At 63.5% G+C, this 16,073-nt stretch carries 24 protein-coding genes and 1 tRNA gene; 9 read left to right on the top strand and 16 right to left on the bottom strand.

Going from position 1 to position 16,073, the window contains the following annotated elements; all coding sequences use genetic code 11:
- Positions 1-3: 3 nt before the first annotated feature.
- Together ACVJ19_RS29370 and ACVJ19_RS29365 are read right to left on the bottom strand one after the other, a co-directional pair.
- Positions 4-1,608 carry a carboxyl transferase domain-containing protein gene (locus ACVJ19_RS29370; RefSeq protein WP_453952670.1) on the bottom strand — a complete coding sequence of 535 codons (1,605 nt, stop codon included), beginning with the start codon at positions 1,606-1,608 and terminating at the stop codon, positions 4-6.
- Between the two features lie 84 nt (positions 1,609-1,692).
- Entirely contained in the window at positions 1,693-2,865 is a 1,173-nt protein-coding gene (locus ACVJ19_RS29365; RefSeq protein ID WP_453952669.1) for an isovaleryl-CoA dehydrogenase, read from the bottom strand.
- A 111-nt stretch (positions 2,866-2,976) separates the two neighbouring features.
- On the opposite strand from ACVJ19_RS29365, the gene ACVJ19_RS29360 reads away from it, so the two are divergent.
- Positions 2,977-4,005 (top strand): AraC family transcriptional regulator, encoded by a 1,029-nt coding sequence (locus ACVJ19_RS29360; protein WP_453952668.1) that lies wholly within the window; start codon positions 2,977-2,979, stop codon positions 4,003-4,005.
- Positions 4,006-4,096: 91 nt separating this feature from the next.
- Here the strand turns inward: ACVJ19_RS29360 and ACVJ19_RS29355 are convergent, their stop codons facing one another.
- The 3 genes from ACVJ19_RS29355 to ACVJ19_RS29345 all read right to left on the bottom strand — a co-directional run bounded on the left by ACVJ19_RS29355 (position 4,097) and on the right by ACVJ19_RS29345 (position 5,727).
- Positions 4,097-4,384: a DUF3551 domain-containing protein gene (locus ACVJ19_RS29355; RefSeq protein WP_453952667.1), complete on the bottom strand. Its 288-nt coding sequence runs from the start codon at positions 4,382-4,384 to the stop codon at positions 4,097-4,099.
- Between the two features lie 218 nt (positions 4,385-4,602).
- Positions 4,603-5,088 (bottom strand): Lrp/AsnC family transcriptional regulator, encoded by a 486-nt coding sequence (locus ACVJ19_RS29350; RefSeq protein WP_456739462.1) that lies wholly within the window; start codon positions 5,086-5,088, stop codon positions 4,603-4,605.
- A gap of 333 nt (positions 5,089-5,421) precedes the next feature.
- Positions 5,422-5,727, bottom strand: coding sequence for an ETC complex I subunit (locus tag ACVJ19_RS29345; protein WP_254119249.1), 306 nt, complete (start codon positions 5,725-5,727; stop codon positions 5,422-5,424).
- A gap of 257 nt (positions 5,728-5,984) precedes the next feature.
- Between ACVJ19_RS29345 and ACVJ19_RS29340 the strand changes: the two genes are divergently transcribed.
- Positions 5,985-7,157, top strand: a complete 1,173-nt coding sequence (locus ACVJ19_RS29340; protein ID WP_453952666.1) for an OpgC domain-containing protein — start codon at positions 5,985-5,987, stop codon at positions 7,155-7,157.
- A 16-nt stretch (positions 7,158-7,173) separates the two neighbouring features.
- Here the strand turns inward: ACVJ19_RS29340 and ACVJ19_RS29335 are convergent, their stop codons facing one another.
- Positions 7,174-7,368: a hypothetical protein gene (locus ACVJ19_RS29335; protein ID WP_211408071.1), complete on the bottom strand. Its 195-nt coding sequence runs from the start codon at positions 7,366-7,368 to the stop codon at positions 7,174-7,176.
- A gap of 226 nt (positions 7,369-7,594) precedes the next feature.
- Between ACVJ19_RS29335 and ACVJ19_RS29330 the strand changes: the two genes are divergently transcribed.
- Positions 7,595-7,897, top strand: coding sequence for a hypothetical protein (locus ACVJ19_RS29330; protein ID WP_453952665.1), 303 nt, complete (start codon positions 7,595-7,597; stop codon positions 7,895-7,897).
- 215 nt (positions 7,898-8,112) lie between these two features.
- Here the strand turns inward: ACVJ19_RS29330 and ACVJ19_RS29325 are convergent, their stop codons facing one another.
- The gene (locus ACVJ19_RS29325; protein WP_453952664.1) at positions 8,113-8,307 is read right to left on the bottom strand and encodes a hypothetical protein; all 195 of its coding nucleotides are present in this window, start codon (positions 8,305-8,307) and stop codon (positions 8,113-8,115) included.
- On the opposite strand from ACVJ19_RS29325, the gene ACVJ19_RS29320 reads away from it, so the two are divergent.
- On the top strand, positions 8,294-8,773 hold the full coding sequence (locus ACVJ19_RS29320) for a hypothetical protein (RefSeq protein ID WP_453952663.1): 480 nt from the start codon (positions 8,294-8,296) through the stop codon (positions 8,771-8,773). The genes ACVJ19_RS29325 and ACVJ19_RS29320 overlap by 14 nt on opposite strands.
- A 15-nt stretch (positions 8,774-8,788) precedes the next feature.
- Positions 8,789-9,010, top strand: a complete 222-nt coding sequence (locus ACVJ19_RS29315; RefSeq protein WP_453952662.1) for an RNA-binding protein — start codon at positions 8,789-8,791, stop codon at positions 9,008-9,010.
- 48 nt (positions 9,011-9,058) lie between these two features.
- Here ACVJ19_RS29315 and ACVJ19_RS29310 read toward each other — a convergent pair.
- The 4 genes from ACVJ19_RS29310 to ACVJ19_RS29295 all read right to left on the bottom strand — a co-directional run bounded on the left by ACVJ19_RS29310 (position 9,059) and on the right by ACVJ19_RS29295 (position 11,471).
- A tRNA-Pro gene (locus tag ACVJ19_RS29310) sits at positions 9,059-9,135 on the bottom strand.
- Positions 9,136-9,231: 96 nt separating this feature from the next.
- Positions 9,232-9,717, bottom strand: a complete 486-nt coding sequence (locus ACVJ19_RS29305) for a DUF192 domain-containing protein (protein WP_453952661.1) — start codon at positions 9,715-9,717, stop codon at positions 9,232-9,234.
- 131 nt (positions 9,718-9,848) lie between these two features.
- Positions 9,849-10,511 carry a cold-shock protein gene (locus ACVJ19_RS29300; protein WP_453952660.1) on the bottom strand — a complete coding sequence of 221 codons (663 nt, stop codon included), beginning with the start codon at positions 10,509-10,511 and terminating at the stop codon, positions 9,849-9,851.
- Between the two features lie 198 nt (positions 10,512-10,709).
- Positions 10,710-11,471, bottom strand: a complete 762-nt coding sequence (locus ACVJ19_RS29295) for an SIR2 family NAD-dependent protein deacylase (protein WP_453952659.1) — start codon at positions 11,469-11,471, stop codon at positions 10,710-10,712.
- Positions 11,472-11,865: 394 nt separating this feature from the next.
- Here ACVJ19_RS29295 and ACVJ19_RS29290 point away from each other — a divergent pair, with 394 nt between their 5' ends.
- The gene (locus ACVJ19_RS29290; protein WP_164933808.1) at positions 11,866-12,030 is read left to right on the top strand and encodes a hypothetical protein; all 165 of its coding nucleotides are present in this window, start codon (positions 11,866-11,868) and stop codon (positions 12,028-12,030) included.
- Between the two features lie 69 nt (positions 12,031-12,099).
- Here ACVJ19_RS29290 and ACVJ19_RS29285 read toward each other — a convergent pair whose 3' ends face one another.
- Positions 12,100-12,384 (bottom strand): hypothetical protein, encoded by a 285-nt coding sequence (locus ACVJ19_RS29285; RefSeq protein WP_453952658.1) that lies wholly within the window; start codon positions 12,382-12,384, stop codon positions 12,100-12,102.
- A gap of 278 nt (positions 12,385-12,662) precedes the next feature.
- On the opposite strand from ACVJ19_RS29285, the gene ACVJ19_RS29280 reads away from it, so the two are divergent.
- Complete coding sequence (locus tag ACVJ19_RS29280) at positions 12,663-12,893, top strand: hypothetical protein (RefSeq protein WP_453952657.1); 231 nt, start codon at positions 12,663-12,665, stop codon at positions 12,891-12,893.
- A gap of 77 nt (positions 12,894-12,970) precedes the next feature.
- A complete protein-coding gene (locus ACVJ19_RS29275) occupies positions 12,971-13,096 on the top strand; it encodes a hypothetical protein (RefSeq protein WP_453952656.1) in 126 nt (41 codons plus the stop codon).
- Here the strand turns inward: ACVJ19_RS29275 and ACVJ19_RS29270 are convergent.
- Positions 13,093-13,302: a hypothetical protein gene (locus ACVJ19_RS29270; RefSeq protein WP_453952655.1), complete on the bottom strand. Its 210-nt coding sequence runs from the start codon at positions 13,300-13,302 to the stop codon at positions 13,093-13,095. The two genes, ACVJ19_RS29275 and ACVJ19_RS29270, sit on opposite strands and share 4 nt — an antisense overlap.
- 506 nt (positions 13,303-13,808) lie before the next feature.
- Between ACVJ19_RS29270 and ACVJ19_RS29265 the strand changes: the two genes are divergently transcribed.
- Positions 13,809-14,036: a hypothetical protein gene (locus tag ACVJ19_RS29265; protein ID WP_453952654.1), complete on the top strand. Its 228-nt coding sequence runs from the start codon at positions 13,809-13,811 to the stop codon at positions 14,034-14,036.
- A gap of 60 nt (positions 14,037-14,096) precedes the next feature.
- Here ACVJ19_RS29265 and ACVJ19_RS29260 read toward each other — a convergent pair whose 3' ends face one another.
- The 3 genes from ACVJ19_RS29260 to ACVJ19_RS29250 all read right to left on the bottom strand — a co-directional run bounded on the left by ACVJ19_RS29260 (position 14,097) and on the right by ACVJ19_RS29250 (position 15,988).
- Complete coding sequence (locus ACVJ19_RS29260; protein ID WP_453952653.1) at positions 14,097-14,234, bottom strand: hypothetical protein; 138 nt, start codon at positions 14,232-14,234, stop codon at positions 14,097-14,099.
- Positions 14,235-14,730: 496 nt separating this feature from the next.
- Entirely contained in the window at positions 14,731-15,027 is a 297-nt protein-coding gene (locus ACVJ19_RS29255; protein ID WP_008558895.1) for an HU family DNA-binding protein, read from the bottom strand.
- A gap of 151 nt (positions 15,028-15,178) precedes the next feature.
- Positions 15,179-15,988 carry an AraC family transcriptional regulator gene (locus ACVJ19_RS29250; protein ID WP_453952652.1) on the bottom strand — a complete coding sequence of 270 codons (810 nt, stop codon included), beginning with the start codon at positions 15,986-15,988 and terminating at the stop codon, positions 15,179-15,181.
- Between the last annotated feature and the right edge of the window lie 85 nt (positions 15,989-16,073).

The following is a 16,073-nucleotide window of genomic DNA, read 5'->3' as shown; positions in this document are numbered from 1 at the left end:
GCATCACATCCTGAACAGGCCGAATTTCGTCGGCTCGATCGGCGCATTCGACGCCGCCGAGAGGCCAAGGCCGAGCACGAGGCGCGTGTCTGCGGGGTCGATCACGCCGTCGTCCCACAGCCGCGCGGTGGCGTAGTACGGATGCCCCTGGCTCTCATATTGCGCGCGAATGGGCTCGCGGAATTTATCTTCCTCTTCCCTGGACCAGCTATCGCCCTTGGCCTCGATATTGTCGCGGCGGACCTGGCTCAGCACCATCGAAGCCTGCTCGCCGCCCATCACCGAGATGCGCGCATTCGGCCACATCCAGAGGAAGCGCGGCGAGTAGGCGCGGCCGCACATGCCGTAGTTGCCGGCGCCGTAGGAGCCGCCGATCACGACGGTGAATTTCGGCACCGAGGCGGTCGCAACCGCCGTCACCAGTTTTGCACCGTCGCGCGCGATGCCGCCGGCCTCATACTTCTTGCCGACCATGAAGCCGGTGATGTTTTGCAAAAACACCAGGGGAATGCCGCGCTGGCAGCACAGCTCGATGAAATGCGCCCCCTTCAGCGAGCTTTCGCTGAACAGGATGCCGTTGTTGGCGATGATGCCGACCGGATAGCCCCAGATGTGGGCGAAGCCGCACACCAGCGTCGTGCCGTAGAGTTTTTTGAACTCGTCGAACTCGGAGCCATCCACTACGCGGGCGATGATGTCGCGCACGTCGAATGGCTTGCGGCCATCGACCGGCACCACGCCATAAATCTCCTCCGCCGCGAACAGCGGATCGCGCGGCTTGTGCATGTTGAGGTTCGGCCGCACCGACGGCTTCAGCGTACCGACGATGCGCCGGGCGATGCCGATCGCATGGGCATCGTTCTGCGCGTAATGATCGGTCACGCCTGATTGCCGCGAATGCACGTCGGCGCCGCCGAGCTCCTCGGCGCTGACGACCTCGCCGGTCGCGGCCTTTACCAGCGGCGGGCCGCCCAGGAAGATGGTGCCCTGGTTGCGCACGATGATGCTCTCGTCCGACATTGCCGGCACATAGGCGCCGCCGGCGGTGCAGGAGCCCATCACGATCGCGATCTGCGGAATGCCCTGTGAGGACATCTGCGCCTGGTTGTAGAAGATGCGGCCGAAATGCCGCTCGTCCGGGAATATCTCGTCCTGCAGCGGCAGGAAGGCACCGCCGGAATCCACCATGTAGACGCAGGGCAGATTGTTCTGCCGCGCGATGTCCTGCGCGCGCAGATGCTTCTTCACCGTCATCGGGTAGTAGGTGCCGCCCTTGATGGTGGCGTCATTGGCGACGATCACGCATTCGCGGCCCGAGATGCGCCCAACCCCGGTGACGACGCTCGCCGAATGCACGTCGCCGCCGTAGAGGCCGTAGGCCGCGAGCGGCGACAGCTCCAGAAACGAGGTGCCGGGATCGACCAGGAGGTCGACGCGCTCGCGCGCCAGCATCTTGCCGCGCGCCGTGTGGCGGTTGCGCGACACCTCGCCGCCGCCGCCGGCGACCTGGCTGAGTTTTTCGCGCAAGTCCGCGACGAGGCTGCGCATGGCCTCGGAATTGCGCGCAAAGTCCGACGAAGAAGGATCGATGCTGGAATGGAGCGGCATTTCAGTCCCGCGTGGCTGGTGATCTCATGAGGGGCCGCGGACAGGTTGGACCAGTTCCGCGGCAATTCCAATTGCGTGAAGGATTTAAGCCGTCTCGGCCATCAGCTCGCGGCCGATCAGCATGCGGCGCACCTCGGATGTGCCGGCACCGATCTCGTAGAGTTTTGCGTCGCGCCAGAGACGGCCGACCGGGAATTCGGATGTATAGCCGACCCCGCCAAGCGCCTGGATCGCCTCGCCCGCCATCCACGTCGCCTTCTCCGCGGAATAAAGGATCGCGGCGGCCGCATCCTTGCGCAAGCCGCGGGCGTGATCGGCGCGGTCGCAGGCGCGCCCGACCGCATAAACATAGGCCCGCGTGGCCTGCCAGGTCGCATACATGTCGGCGAGCTTGCCCTGCATCAGCTGGAAATCACCGATCGGCTGGCCGAACTGCTTGCGCTCGTGCATGTAAGGCACGACGGCGTCCATGCACGCCGCCATGATCCCCAGCGGTCCGCCAGAGAGCACCGCGCGCTCATAGTCGAGGCCGGACATCAGCACCTTGACGCCCTCGCCCACCTTGCCCATCACGTTCTCCTCCGGCACTTCGCACTCGTCGAAGAACAAGGGATAGGTGTTGGAGCCGCGCATGCCGAGCTTGTCGAGATGCTGGCCGTGGGTGAAGCCCTTAAAACCCTTTTCGATCAGGAAGGCGGTCATGCCGCGTGGGCCCGCCTCCGGATCGGTCTTGGCGTAGACCACCAGCACGTCGGCATCGCCGCCATTGGTGATCCACATCTTGGAGCCGTTGAGCACGTAGCGGTCGCCGCGCTTGTCTGCGCGCAGCTTCATCGAGACGACGTCGGAGCCGGCGCCGGGCTCGGACATCGCCAGCGCGCCGACATGCTCGCCGGAGATCAGCTTGGGCAGATAGCGCTGGCGCTGTGCGTCAGTGCCGTTGCGGCGGATCTGGTTGACGCAGAGGTTGGAATGGGCGCCGTAGGACAGCCCCACAGCGGCGGACCCGCGCGAAATCTCCTCCATGGCGACGATATGGGCGAGATAGCCCATGTTGGAGCCGCCATATTGCTCCGGCGCGGTCATGCCGAGCAGGCCGAGGTCGCCAAGGCGCTTCCACAGGTCTGCCGGGAACAGATTGGCCTTCTCGATCTCGGCGGCGCGCGGGGTGATCTCCGCCTCCACGAAGGCGCGGAGCGTGTCGCGCAGCATGCCGATGTCTTCGCCCAGATCGAAATCGATGCTCGGGATGTTCAAGGCGATTCCTCCGTAATTTGGGCCCAAACCTAGCGAGGTCCGGGTCCTTCTCCGGTCGAAAAGGTTGCATTTTCCGCCAAACTTGGCGAGGATTTTCCGGAGGGAGTTCCGATGACTTTTCAAGCCGCAACCGCGAACTCGCGCCGCGCCGTCACCCCCGCCGCCTTCGTCCGCGGCGTGGTCGCAGCCTACGAGCGCTACGGCCGCGATCCCGCGGAGGCGTTGAGCCGGGGTCAGGTTGCGCCGGACCTGGTCAATTCTCCGGATGGGCGGGTCACCGCCGCCCAGTTCGAGGCCCTGGCCGGCCACGCCATGCGCGAGCTCGATGACGAGGCGCTCGGCTGGTTCTCGCGCCGGCTGCCGTGGGGCTCCTACGGCATGCTGTGTCGCGCCTCGATCACCGCGCCGACGCTGGAGGTCGCGCTCAAGCGCTGGTGCCGGCATCACCGCCTGCTCACCGAGGACGTGCTGCTCGATCTCGAAATCGGCGAGGAGACCGCAATCGTGTCGATCCGGGAGCAGTGCGCCCTCGGAGCTTTGCGCGAATTCTGCCTGGTCACCCTGCTCCGCTACGCGCTCGGCTTCTCCTGCTGGGCGGTGGATTCCAGGATCGCGCTCCGCGCCGCCGAATTCCCCCACCCGGAGCCGGGCCACGTCTCGGTCTATCCGACCATCTTTTGCAGAAACGTCCGCTTCGACGCGGCCCATGCCCGCATCGTCTTCGACAAGCACTATCTTTCGCTGCCGCTGACCCGCAGCGCCGCCGACCTCGACAACATGCTCAAGGGCGCGCTGCGGCTCACCGTGCTGCCCTATCGGCGCGACCGGCTGCTGGTCGAGCGCGTGCGGCGCGTGCTGCGCAATGCGCGCGGACGCAGCCTCGGCGCCGAGGATGTCGCGAGCGAGCTCGCGCTCTCCACCCGCACCATGCATCGCCGCCTGCGCGAGGAGTCCACCTCGCTGCGCGATCTCAAGGAAGAAGCAAAATTCGAACTGGCAAAGCAGGAGCTGATGCGCGGCCGCATCCCGATCAAGCGGATCGCCGAGATCGCCGGCTTCCGCAACGAGAAGAGTTTTTCGCGGGCCTTCCGCAGCTGGACCGGCGCCTCCCCGCGCGAGTTTCGAGGGCGGTATCGTTGAGGCGCACCGTCACCTGCTCGTCATAAATTGACGGCCCCCGAGATCGCTCCCGGAGGCCGCAATGTCCTGGATCAGGTCTCGATGTCAGGCGTTAGTTCTGCGCGCCCGAGCGAACCTTGGGCTGCTTCGCCTGCTTCGGCTGGAAGGCGAGCGCGTCATTGGTGGCCTTCGCGCCGCCGGCCTGCGAGCACGAGCCGCCGATGCCGCCGGCCGCCTGCCGGCAGGCTTCCATCGTCGGATAGCCGCAGCCATGAGCGGCCTGGGCGCCGTTGGTGATGCAGTAGTCTTCTGCCTGCGCAGCCGGCGCGGTCAGAACCAGAAACGCAGACGCAAACAGCGTCGCCGCGGAAGCCGCGAACGTCTTCGAGATCGATGTCATGTTGTCTTTTCCTGCTTCAGGGTCCCACAAAAGCGTCCTCGGCGTACGACGCAGGCCGAGGTTCACACCTTGCATCTAGGCGGCGCGCGGGGACTGGCAATCACGTCTCAGCGCATTGCAGGACTTCGCAAATCACATGTCACAGTTAGGTGAGTTGATCATGTATTATAATTCGGCTTCTGCGAAATCGCTGACCGATGAAATAGAGCTCGAATCCGCTACCCTGCCGGCACCGCCTCCTGCAACGGCAGCGGCACGTCCTTGGCGACGCCCAGCACCGGAAAGCTGCGGACGTTCTTGACGTCAGGCATCGCGGCGAAATGCAGCAGCTGCTGGCGCATGCTCTCGACGCTCGGCGCGACGCATTTCAGCAGATAGTCGGTGTCGCCCGAGATCCGCCAGCACTGCTGGATGCGCGGGATGGCGGCAATCGAGTTCTCGAACGCCTCCAGCACCGGCTGGGCCTGGCTGCCGAGCTGGATCGAGACGAACGACACCACCTCGTATCCGAGCAGCCGCTCGTCGATCACGGCGCGTACCGCCCGGATCACACCGCGGCTGAACAGCGATTTCAGCCGCCGCAGGCAGTTCGGCGCGGACACGCCGACGCGCAGCGCCAGCTCGTTGTTGCGAACCCGCCCGTCCTGCTGCAGCTCGGAAAGTATCCTCAGATCGACGCCGTCGAGCTGGTCACGCCCCGCCATCCCCCACCTCGTCATGGTCGTGTCATGGCGGCCAGCGAAGCACGCGGCGGAATTGATGCCAACCACCATTAGCTTCCCCGGCTCTGGAAAAGCGTGGCGGGAAGCTTGCCTGCGGCCCATCCTTCGAGACGCCCGCCTCCGGCGGGCCCTCAGGATGAGGTCACGCTTCGCGGCAAGGTGTCAGACCCTCATGGTGAGGAGCCCGCCAAAGCGGGCGTCTCGAACCATGCAGGCCGAATTCGTTCGTCAACGTCCCACGGCCATCCACGCCGCCAAAAACGCAGATGCCCGGGACAGGCCCGGGCATGACGCGACGATAGAGGGCGCCGCCCCTCAATGCGTCCAGGGCTCGCCGCGCCGGAACGAGAAATTATCCGCATAGGCGGCCGGCCGGCGGATCGAATCCTGGGGCTCGATGACCTGGTAGGCGATGCCCTTGCGCTCGCAATAGGCGACCGCCTCTTCCTTGCTGTGGAAGCGCAGGGTGATCTGCTGCTTCATGTCGCCCGACGAGGTCCAGCCCATCAGCGGCTCGACCGAGCGCGGCTGCTCCGGCTCATAGTCCAGCTGCCATTCCTTCGTCTTGGACCGGCCGGATTGCATCGCGTTCTTGGCGGGCTTGAAAATGCGTGCGGTCATGGGTGGTCCGGGCCTCGTTTTCGTCTTTTCGTTCGATTTCGATGCGTCAGGGTGGCAGTTGGTGGAAACCTCAGGGATAGTATAGAGACACCAATCGGAAACTGATTGGTGATTCCGGCCCCCGGCACCCCTTACGACGGTATAGTCATTATGCTGCACCGTGACAATTGCGTACCCGTCCTCCGCGCCGGGATCCCGGCCGGCGGCACTGCCTCCCCGACCTCCGCCTGCCCGCCCCCTTCGAGAGCTTCCGTCGCATGGCCTTCCTGAACGTCAGCGCAACCCTCCCCGAGAAAGGCCGCGACCTCAGGCTCGACCTGTTTCGTGGCGTCGCCAACTGGGCGATCTTCCTCGACCACATCCCCGACAACGTCGTGAACTGGATCACGACGCGCAATTACGGCTTCTCCGACGCCGCCGATCTGTTCGTTTTCATCTCCGGCTACACCGCCTCCTTCGTCTATGCGCGGATGATGCTGGAGCGCGGCTTCATCGTCGGCGCCACCAGGCTCACCAAGCGGGTCTGGCAGCTCTACGTCGCCCACATCATCCTGTTCGTGATCTACATCGCCTCGATCAGCTATCTCGCGCTGCGCTTCGGCGATTCCGAGATGATCAACGAGTTCAACGTCGCCGGCCTCGTCGACAACGCCACCGAGACGCTACGCCAGGGCCTGTTCCTCCGCTTCAAGCCACTCAATCTCGACGTGCTGCCGCTCTACATCGTGCTGATGGGCCTGTTTCCGCCGGTGCTGTGGTTCATGCTGCGCAAGCCCGACCTGACCATGGCGCTGTCGATCGTGCTGTGGCTCGCTGCGCGCCATTACGGCCTCAACCTGACCGCCTATCCGGCCGGCCAGTGGTACTTCAACCCGTATGCCTGGCAGGTGCTGTTCGTGTTCGGCGCCTGGTGTGCGATGGGCGGCGCCCGGCGCTCGATGACGCTGATCAATTCGCCCATCACGCTGTGGCTCTGCCTTGCCTATCTCGTATTCGCGCTGGTCATGACCATGGCCGGCCGCTTCCCCGCCTTCGGCGGCATGTTCCCGGAATGGCTGTTCTCGGCCTTCAACCCCAACGACAAGACCAACCTTGCGCCCTACCGCTTCCTCCACTTCGTGGTGATCGTGATCCTGGTGATCCGCTTCGTACCGAAGGAATGGCCGGGCCTGGAATGGAAGGTGTTCGATCCGCTGATCGTGTGCGGCCAGCAGTCGCTCGCGGTGTTCTGCGTCGGCGTGTTCCTGTCCTTCGTCGGCCATTTCGAGCTGTCGATGAGCTCGGGCTCGCTGTTCGCGCAGCTCTTCGTCAGCATCGCCGGCATCGCGATCATGACGACCGTGGCCTATTACATCTCGTGGTCGAAGAAGCAGGACAAGCCGCTGAAGCCGCCGCCGCCCAGGCCGGCAGCCGCGGCGAAGGCCGCCTGAGACAGAGAGGCGGCTGCTATGCCGCCTCTTCGCCGTCGAACTCGGTGAATTTCTTGTAGATCCAGTCGCGGCCGTCGTGCCGGCGCCAGACCTTGCCGTAAACGAGCTGCCCGTTGATCGAGCGGCGTGGCACGATCACGGTCCAGAGGTGCCAGATTTCGGTCCAGCTCGACTGCGTACTGACGGTTTTCAAGTTGCGATCGAAAGACATGACGCAGAACTCACAAGATGCGCGCGCCGCGACGAACTGTGATCTTGTGTGAGCACGGATTTCAGGCAGCCCATCGCGAGCCGGGACTGATCTGATAACGCTCCCCGAAACGGCCGCAACAACCGCTCGCCCTTAACCTAACCGATCAACCTTACCTGCCGCGAACGGATGGCCGAACCGGTTGAAAGCCGGCGCCGGCTTTTCTAGAATGCATGCGCGATTTGAGATGAGCGTGCCGTTTTGGACGCGCGGTGATTTTGAACTGACATTGCATTTGAAAAATGACTTACTGGCTTGGGTCGATCGCAATGAACTTGCAGTGTGTATGTTTGCGCCTGGCGGTGCGATCGGTGCCGCCTGCCCCATTGCTCCGGACGTCGGTTCAGGAGCCGCCCAAGCCCGCCAACGACAATCAGATGGTCTGGCCTTTCGTGCCGTTTCCGCCCGGCTGGCACGCGTCGAACTGATTGGGTCTGAAAAGCGCAACGCCGCACAAGCGGAATATCATCGCTTGGCGGCGTCCGTTTAGGCATTGGGCGCTGAAATCCCCAACACCCTTATGTCTGTGGCGCCAGCCAAAGGTTCGATGAATCTTTGGCAATTCTACGCCCCGTGGCCGGGCGCCAATACCTTGAAAAATCGCGCGGAAGTCGTGTCACGCGGACAATGAGCGCCAAGGCTTTGGCCGGCGTCGGACATGCTTGGCGCGAGCGCCGCCTGCCCTGCCTCGGCGGTCAACGTGGGCTAAACCGCAGCACTGGCGCTGGACGTGCTGCCGGATGCGTTCTGGGCATTGGCGCCGAGTGCGCCTTGCGCGTTGTAGGTCTGTCCGGACTGACCGCTTTGACCAGCTTGCGCGCTCGCGGAGGTCTCGACCTCCGTCGTGCCGTCGGAATAGGTGATCGTGGTGGTGGTCACTCCGTCGATGGTGATCGACACCTCGCTGACGATGGTCTTGGCCGAGCCGCCACTGCCTCCAGATTCCGAGCTTCCGCCCGCCGATTGCGACGACGATGTCGCCGACGTCGATGACGTCGCCGAACTCGTCGAAGCCCCCGATGTCGAAGATGCCGCGGAGGATGACGCCGTGGCGGTCGACGGGGTCGCCGTCACCGCCGCGCTGGATGATGCAATGGCGCTGATCGACATGAAAACCTCACCTGAAAGAGACCTCGGGCGCAGCTTCGGCTGCGTAGCCGATCCTCACGTTCAACGCAGCGGGCGGACGAAACAGGCGCTGGCCTGCGAAAAATTCCGCCCGGGACGCACTTTTCCGGATCCGACAGCAGCAACCAAACGCGGTTCCGTGCGTTGCAGCTTCTTCCCATTCGGACCATCCGTGCCGTCCGCGATCAGCGCGCGCGCCGTCATGGATGGACAGTCATCTCGTCTCACGTCCGTGTGAGCTGGAGCGCGGCCGGTGAATTTCTTCGACCGAGCAGAGACCAATGAAGAGAAGGCCGCAAGGCAAGGGGGCGCCGTGAGCCAGATCGATACGACCGAGAAACTCTCCGAGGCACCGGAGAGCGGAAGCTCACTGTTCGCGCTCTGCGGGCTTGGTGTCGCGGGGATCGTCATGCTGGGCTGGATCTGCACCCTTGGCTGGATCGCCTGGCGCCTCGCCGATTGGCTGCTGTTCTGAGGCGGCGTTGGGCCGCGAAGGCCCTTAACTTGGCATCGACACCGGGACTGGTCGGGGCAGCTGGATTCGAACCAACGACCTGCAGTACCCAAAACTGCCGCGCTACCAGGCTGCGCTATACCCCGAATGTCCGGCGAGCCCCGTCGATACACGCTTCCAAAGGCGCCAGCAAGCTTACAAACCGGCGCCAGCAAGGCTGGCAACGCCCCTGCCAGGCGACCCTATTTGCTGCCGAACAGCGGGTGGCCGACACGGTCGCCGGGGCGGATGCCGTATTTCTGCGCCGTTCCCGCCACCACCTCCAGAACCGCCCGCGCGGGGCCCCGCGAGGAGATGATCTTGGTCGACAGCGGCTCGGTGTTTTCCGCAATCCGCAGGATGCGGCCGTCGGCGCGGATGAAGATCATGTCGAGCGAGACATAGGTGTTCTTCATCCACATCGAGATTTCCTGCTCGGGATTGAAGTCGAACAGCATGCCTTTGCCGTCGGCCAGCTCCTTGCGGTACATCAGGCCGGTCTGCTTCTCCTCTTCCGTCGTAGCCATCTCCACCGAGAACACCTGCACGCCGTTCTTCGTGACGATCTCGAGCGGCTGGAAGCTCGCGGCGCCGGCGGGCGCACTCGCGACGGCAAAACCGGCGATGACGAGGACGACGGCAAGCCAGCTCCAGGCCAGGAACAGGGACGGCCGTCGATTGAAATTCATGGCAGAACGCATGGGAGATGGCACTCGAGGCGTGGGAACGGAACAGTCCTACGCGGCGACCGCCGGAAAAGCCAGAGGCGCGCCGGCCTGCCAGCGCGCCTCTGCTCACGATTGCGGGAATTGGTGCCGCGCTAGTGCGACTGCAAGCCCGGCGATCCGGTCTCGGGATGGATCTCGGCCGCCATCATGCCCTTGGAGCCGGGCCCAAAGCGGACCAGCACATATTGGCCGGGGCGCAATTCGGTCATGCCGAAGCGACGCAGCGTCTCCATGTGCACGAAGATGTCGGGCGTGCCCTCGCCGCAGGTCAGGAAGCCGAAGCCGCGCAGCCGGTTGAACCATTTGACCTGGGCCCGCTCCAGCCCGCTGGTCGGCGTGACCGTGACATGGGTGCGCGGCGGCAGCATCTGCGCCGGATGGATCGCGGTCGACTCGTCCATCGAGACCACGCGGAATGCCTGGTAGCCCTTGGCGCGCTGGATGCACTCCACGACGATGCGTGCGCCCTCATAGGCGGTCTGGAAGCCGTCGCGCCTGAGCACCGTAACGTGCAGGAGGACGTCGGGCCAGCCATTGTCGGGAACGATGAAGCCGTAGCCTTTTGAGGCGTCGAACCATTTGATGACGCCGGTCACCTCGACGAGATTGGCGCTGGCCTCACCCAGTCCGGTGAAGGGACTGAGTGCACTGTCGCGGCCAGCGCCGCCATGCTCGCCCGGCGTCAACCGCCCTGGCGCAGTGCCCTGCCCGGGAACTCCAAGCTTCTTCGACTCAAATCCGTCCGACGACCCCATAACCCCGGACCCCACACTGTCATGCAACCCGCCACATTGGCGGCGCCCGAATCACGCGTCTTAAGAGAATGTTCTCAATTCGACGCGACGCGAATCTTTCGACTCAAAAGATAACACTCCCGGTTGCGACGCATAGACAAAAAAGAGATTCGCCGGAACCTATGAACAGCTTGCACAGCCGCGAATCAAACTAACGCCTCAATTACCGACGAAGGGCCCGAGGGTTTCGCCGATGTCGTGGCGGATGACGAGATCGGCAATGTCGTCCTGCTCGGTCGGCTCGCGATTGATGATCACCAAACGTGCACCGGAGTTCTTCGCCATCATCGGAAAGCCGGCCGCCGGCCATACGACGAGCGAGGAACCGATCGCGATGAAGAGGTCGCAATGTTGCGACAGCTCGGTTGCGCGCTGCATTTCATCCTCGGGCATCATCTGGCCGAACGAGATCGTGGCCGTCTTCACCGGCTCGTCGCACACGGTACAGTTGGGTGCGGCGTCTTCCTCGTCGAATCGTCGCTTCACCCAGTCGAGCTGATAGGACTGCCCACATCCGATGCAGCGCGCATAGGTGGTATTTCCGTGAAGTTCAATCACGTGCTCGCCGGCGAAGCCCGAGGCCTGGTGCAGATTGTCGATGTTCTGGGTGATGACCGCGGGAACCTTGCCGGCACGGTAGAGTGCGGCGAGCGCGCGATGGCCGCGGCCGGGCTTTGCCGCGGCAAAAACCTCCTCCATCGCGAAGCGGCGGCGCCAGGATTCGTCGCGCGCCTCCTGGCTTGCGACAAACTCGCCGAATTCGATCGGACGGTAGCGCGTCCAAATTCCGCCCGGCGAGCGGAAGTCGGGGATACCGCATTCGGTCGAGATGCCGGCGCCGGTGAACGGCACGATGGTCCTGGCCTCGGCGATCAGGTCGCCAAGACGTTCGACGCCGCTGCGAAGATCTGATGCAATCATGGGCCAGCCATCCTGACTTTCGTGCGTGGCTCTATAGCATGGCCCGCGCCGGACGTTGCCGTCGTCTCGTCAGGCGCGCCCCCTACCCTGCTGCAGATTCGGCGCGTCTGGCTGCCGTGCGCTGGCTGCGCGCAGCCAAGCGACAAGATTGTTGACGCTCTTATCAACAGCGAACAAACGCGTGGAGGGACGTGCGGCGAGAAACGCGCTCGGCAATTTTTTCCGCCCATCGCTTATCACAATCCTGCAATGCCGCCTCCCCATTGACGCCCCAATCAGAAGCGCCAATGCATGTGTTGAATGCGACTCAGCGAGCGATGCGGCGGCAGCGCTTGAGTACACATTTTGACGGAGTCCCATAGATGAAGTCCAATTGCGAACAGAGGGGATGGACATGACCGAAGACGAACAACGCAAGATCCGCGAACGCGAAGAGATTGCCGCCCGTGTCGCCGCCTTCCGTGCCACCCAGGAGAAGTTCAAACGCGAACGCGAAGAATATTTCGTGTCGACGCTCGAGAATGCCCGCAAGGTGGAACGGCCGTCGCTCTGGCCGTAAGACACACCTGATCAATACGCATGAAAAAAGCCCGGAGCACCGCTCCGGGCTTTTCGCATTATTGAACCTTTACCAGTGGCGATAGTAGTGGCGCCGGTAGTACGGTCCGCCGTCATAGGCGTACGGGCCCGGTCCGTAATAATAGCTCGGCCCGCCATAGTAGCCGTAGCCCGGACCGTAATAGCCGTACGGATGCGACGCGGCGACCGCGCCCGCGGTGATCGCGCCGGCGGCAAGGCCGAATGCGAGGCCCGGCCCGATGCCGCGTCCGCGTGCCTCGGCCGGCGCAGGCGCCGCGACCGCGGTCACGCCGACGGCTGCGACGGTGGCGAGAACTGCCAGTGTCTTCTTCATGATCTCCTCCTTCGCAACAGGAAGCACAACGCAGGCTGCCTGCGATGGTTGCGTGCAGGCGGAACCCAGGGCTGTCAAAAAATACCGATACAGGCGGAACGAAATCTCCCCGCTGGAATTAAATCTGCAAGTGCAGAGCCTCCGCTATCCGGTAGAGGCAAAAGCACGGAAGCCCCGTCAGTATCCTCCGCGATGCTGGCGGGGTTTTCAGTTCCACGGGAGCAAATGGCAGCCAGACGATAATGGCTGCCAGCGGGGCGGATACCGAGGAGGAAGGATTGCCCATATCCGCTTTGCTGGCCCGTATCCGCAGGCTCGTTCCCAGATCCGATGATCGGCACTATGAGCAGATCGTGCGCAATTTCGGTGTCGGCACGCTGCGCCCGCCGCCGACGCCGATGAGCGACGGCGAGCTCGCGCGGGCCATCGCCGAGTTCCTCAAGGGTCGGCCCTCATCCGAATCCGTCGCGACTCTCGGCCGGCGGCTCGACCCCTCCTCCCGGCTCTAGCCGGATTTTTTTCGCGCGCGCGGAACAACCGCCCCTTTCGCACGTTGAGGTTGTCCTCACGAAAAGCGAGGCCCGACATGCCCGCCTGGCTCGAAGTTCTGCTCAACCTGTCCGGCTTCGCCGGCTTCGTGGCGCTTGCGACCCGCGGCGCTTCGCGCGGCGAAGCGTCGGCGACCGACCCGATCCACACCGATGAGCGTTAATTGGCGCGCGGCGCCTGGCCCGCCGTGCGCACCAGCCTGTCGGCCTTGACCGCGACGCGGATGTCGTCGCGGTTTTCCTGGGCTTGCGGCCGCAGCGAGAAGCTGATCACCACGAAAGCGAGGCAGAACAGCGAGCCGACGATGGCGACCCGCCGATAGGTGTGCCGGTCGCCTTGATAAAAGGACGGTTCTGAAAAAGGTGTCATGTCAAAAGCTGCTTCTTGGCAAAGTCGTTCTTGTCCTTGCAAGAACACCTACTCCAAGCAGCAGCAATCGCAACGCGATTGGGCTTTTAACCTAACCGAATAGGGTTATCCGCTTGCGCACAAGCTTTCGTTAGGGAATTGCGCTGGGCGCTGTTGCGCCGCTCTTCGAGGCTCGACGGAAGCAGCGGCCGGTCCTCGAGCGAAGGTCAACCGCATTCACGTCCGGCTTTGTTCCAGCTTCGACTCCATTTCGTTCTGGAAAGAACGAATCGGAATCGAAGAAATCGGCGCGAAGCAACTCTTAACAGGAGGTGTGGATCACGCGCGCCAATGCCGGTCGCGGCGACCCATTCGCGTTCGCGGCGCCACATGCAGCACCGACGGCCGGCCTTGGCTTTCGCACCGGGATTCGCACAGCCGCGACTTGTTCTGCATCCGACTCCATTTCGTTCTCGAGGAACGAATCGGAGTCGGAAAAATCAGCGCGGAGCGTTTCCTAACGATCGATGAAGCCGCGCGGCGCCGCTGCATCGGCGCTGGATGATTTCGGCGGCACGAATTGCGAGACGACTGCAAACACGATGACGATCTCGCGGCAGGGTTCGCATCGAAAGCTGTTGGCCGAGCTCGCCGTCATCGGCCTGGCGCATCGCGGGCATGTCATGGTGCGCGAACGCTGGTGCAGGATGATGGTTCCTAAGCGACCGGCGAGCACACGGACGCACCGCGCCTAGCCCGCGCCCGGCCTTGCGATCAAAACTCAACGCACGCGCGTCGATCCCGCCGAACGCGCTTCAGGCCGCTCGCTTGCCTTTGCCCCTATCGGAAAAGCATTCGAGGATCTGGATGCGGAGCTCTTCCGCGGCGGGGCCTTCGACCTTCCTGAGCTCGTTCCAGAGCCGGATCACTTCGCGTTGCTTTTCGACGGTCATGAGTCACCTCCAAGGTGACCCACTAGAACAAAAAGAGAACGTACAGTCCAGCCCTCCGCGAGATTTCCCGTGCAATTCTTTTGAACCTTCCGGGCGCTGCGGAGACACACGAAGGCTGGGGATTTCAGCGCCCAGTCAACATCGCAGCGCCGCCTGACGAAGATACTCCGTCACCGCGGCGCTGTTGCTTTTTGGATTTTCAACCTTAAGTTCGAGGTAGGACTGACGGCCAGGCGCTGAAATCCCAACGCCGTCAGTTTGGAAAACCCCGCGCGCATCGCGCGGGGTTTTTCTTTTTCGCCGAGCACTCTCGCTTCGTCAGACCGTGAACCTTTGGCAAGGCCCGCGCGTCTAACTATTTGAAGCTTCCCCCAGGCTTCCCCCCCATGAGAAAGCCTCGCTCCCCCCAAGGCGGGGTTTTCGCTTTTCGAAGGGACAGACGCGCCGGCCCGCGTGCCGTTTCGTCCGGCACGCAAGGCTGTGCGCGAGCGCCGGATCAGACGGCGTCCTTGGCCACCTTCAGCGGCGAGGCCTTGACCGACTTGCTCGCCGGCTTGGCCGCAAACTGCATCGGCTCCTTGGTGAAGGGATTGATGCCCATCCGCGCTTCGGTCGCCGGCTTGTTCACGACCGACATCTTCACGAAACCGGGAATAACGAACTCGCCGGACTCGTTGAGCTCCTTGTAGCCGACGGTGGCCATGTACTCGATGACCGACTTCACGTCGTTCTTGGAGAGCTGCGTGCCCTCGGCAATCGCGTCGATCAATTGAGTCTTGGTCATCTTCGCCATGTCTGGAATCCTTCTGAATTGGGTGGGCGTGAGCTGCGAGGTCACTTGCCGGGCACATGACAAAACCGCGCAGCGCGCTTCGTGGTCATGCCGGCGGTCAGGAAGTCACCGGGCTTAGAACCTATCGAGCCCGAAAACGCAAGCCGCAGTTTCAGGTGAATCCCGTCACTTTTTTCGCGCGCGCGACACTGTTGATATACGCCGCCGGCGGCTTTCCCAGCGCTTTCCTGAACATCGTGATGAAGGCCGTGACCGATTCATAACCGAGCGCGGCCGAGACCTGCTGCACGCTCGCGCCTGCGGCGAGCTCGCGGATCGCGACGACGAGATGCAGTTGCTGGCGCCAGCGTCCGAAGGTGAGGCCTGTCTCCTTCGCCACGAGACGCGCAAGACTGCTCTCGCTGAGCGCAAGCTGGTCCGCCCATTCCGAAAGTGTGCGACGGTCTGCGGGATTGTCCGCGAGCGCAGTGGCGATCCGCTTCAACCGCGGCTCGTCCGGGAGCGGCAGATGCAGCTGCTGTACCGGCATGCGCGGCAATTCACCGAGTAGCACGCCGATCAGGCGCTCCCGCCTCGCCTCGTCATGCTGCGTGCCGTCAGACAACTCAACGATCAACTCACGCAGCAAGGGTGAAATCGAAATGGTGCAGCAGCGGTCCGGCAGATCGACCAGCTCCGCCTCGATGTAGACGAAGAACAGCCGCGCATTGGCGGTGGCGCGATTGCTGTGCGCCATGCCGCTGGGGATCCAGACCGCGCAATGCGGCGGCACCATCCACAGGCCATCAGGAACGCGGCAGGTGACGCCGCCGCCGAGTGAGACCACCAGCTGTCCCTTGCGATGGTTGTGGTCAGGCACCTCGCCTTGCGTCCCGTCCGCATCGACCCGCACGGCAATGACCGGCGCGGACCGGTCGTCCACATCGAGGTCGAGCCAGGGATAACGGAGAGGCTGTCGCATGATTGACGGTTTTTGACGATCAATTGCAATAATACGCAAATTCATCCAGCCGGAAAGCCGATAAATCCGAGGTCGCCCCACACAG

Source organism: Bradyrhizobium sp. USDA 376 (genome assembly GCF_054063675.1).
The sequence above is the reverse complement of the archived record's forward strand: the minus strand, read 5'-3'. Positions and strand labels throughout refer to the sequence as shown.

Bases quoted from the DNA above. Each gene is read 5' to 3' on its own strand.
- ACVJ19_RS29370 (WP_453952670.1), bottom strand. From the start codon at position 1,608: ATGCCGCTCCATTCCAGCATCGATCCTTCTTCGTCGGACTTTGCGCGC.
- ACVJ19_RS29360 (WP_453952668.1), top strand. From the start codon at position 2,977: ATGACTTTTCAAGCCGCAACCGCGAACTCGCGCCGCGCCGTCACCCCC.
- ACVJ19_RS29355 (WP_453952667.1), bottom strand. From the start codon at position 4,384: ATGACATCGATCTCGAAGACGTTCGCGGCTTCCGCGGCGACGCTGTTT.
- ACVJ19_RS29350 (WP_456739462.1), bottom strand. From the start codon at position 5,088: ATGGCGGGGCGTGACCAGCTCGACGGCGTCGATCTGAGGATACTTTCC.
- ACVJ19_RS29345 (WP_254119249.1), bottom strand. From the start codon at position 5,727: ATGACCGCACGCATTTTCAAGCCCGCCAAGAACGCGATGCAATCCGGC.
- ACVJ19_RS29340 (WP_453952666.1), top strand. From the start codon at position 5,985: ATGGCCTTCCTGAACGTCAGCGCAACCCTCCCCGAGAAAGGCCGCGAC.
- ACVJ19_RS29335 (WP_211408071.1), bottom strand. From the start codon at position 7,368: ATGTCTTTCGATCGCAACTTGAAAACCGTCAGTACGCAGTCGAGCTGG.
- ACVJ19_RS29330 (WP_453952665.1), top strand. From the start codon at position 7,595: ATGAGCGTGCCGTTTTGGACGCGCGGTGATTTTGAACTGACATTGCAT.
- ACVJ19_RS29320 (WP_453952663.1), top strand. From the start codon at position 8,294: ATGGTGATCGACACCTCGCTGACGATGGTCTTGGCCGAGCCGCCACTG.
- ACVJ19_RS29305 (WP_453952661.1), bottom strand. From the start codon at position 9,717: ATGAATTTCAATCGACGGCCGTCCCTGTTCCTGGCCTGGAGCTGGCTT.
- ACVJ19_RS29300 (WP_453952660.1), bottom strand. From the start codon at position 10,511: ATGGGGTCGTCGGACGGATTTGAGTCGAAGAAGCTTGGAGTTCCCGGG.
- ACVJ19_RS29295 (WP_453952659.1), bottom strand. From the start codon at position 11,471: ATGATTGCATCAGATCTTCGCAGCGGCGTCGAACGTCTTGGCGACCTG.
- ACVJ19_RS29290 (WP_164933808.1), top strand. From the start codon at position 11,866: ATGACCGAAGACGAACAACGCAAGATCCGCGAACGCGAAGAGATTGCC.
- ACVJ19_RS29285 (WP_453952658.1), bottom strand. From the start codon at position 12,384: ATGAAGAAGACACTGGCAGTTCTCGCCACCGTCGCAGCCGTCGGCGTG.
- ACVJ19_RS29275 (WP_453952656.1), top strand. From the start codon at position 12,971: ATGCCCGCCTGGCTCGAAGTTCTGCTCAACCTGTCCGGCTTCGCCGGC.
- ACVJ19_RS29270 (WP_453952655.1), bottom strand. From the start codon at position 13,302: ATGACACCTTTTTCAGAACCGTCCTTTTATCAAGGCGACCGGCACACC.
- ACVJ19_RS29265 (WP_453952654.1), top strand. From the start codon at position 13,809: ATGAAGCCGCGCGGCGCCGCTGCATCGGCGCTGGATGATTTCGGCGGC.
- ACVJ19_RS29260 (WP_453952653.1), bottom strand. From the start codon at position 14,234: ATGACCGTCGAAAAGCAACGCGAAGTGATCCGGCTCTGGAACGAGCTC.
- ACVJ19_RS29255 (WP_008558895.1), bottom strand. From the start codon at position 15,027: ATGGCGAAGATGACCAAGACTCAATTGATCGACGCGATTGCCGAGGGC.
- ACVJ19_RS29250 (WP_453952652.1), bottom strand. From the start codon at position 15,988: ATGCGACAGCCTCTCCGTTATCCCTGGCTCGACCTCGATGTGGACGAC.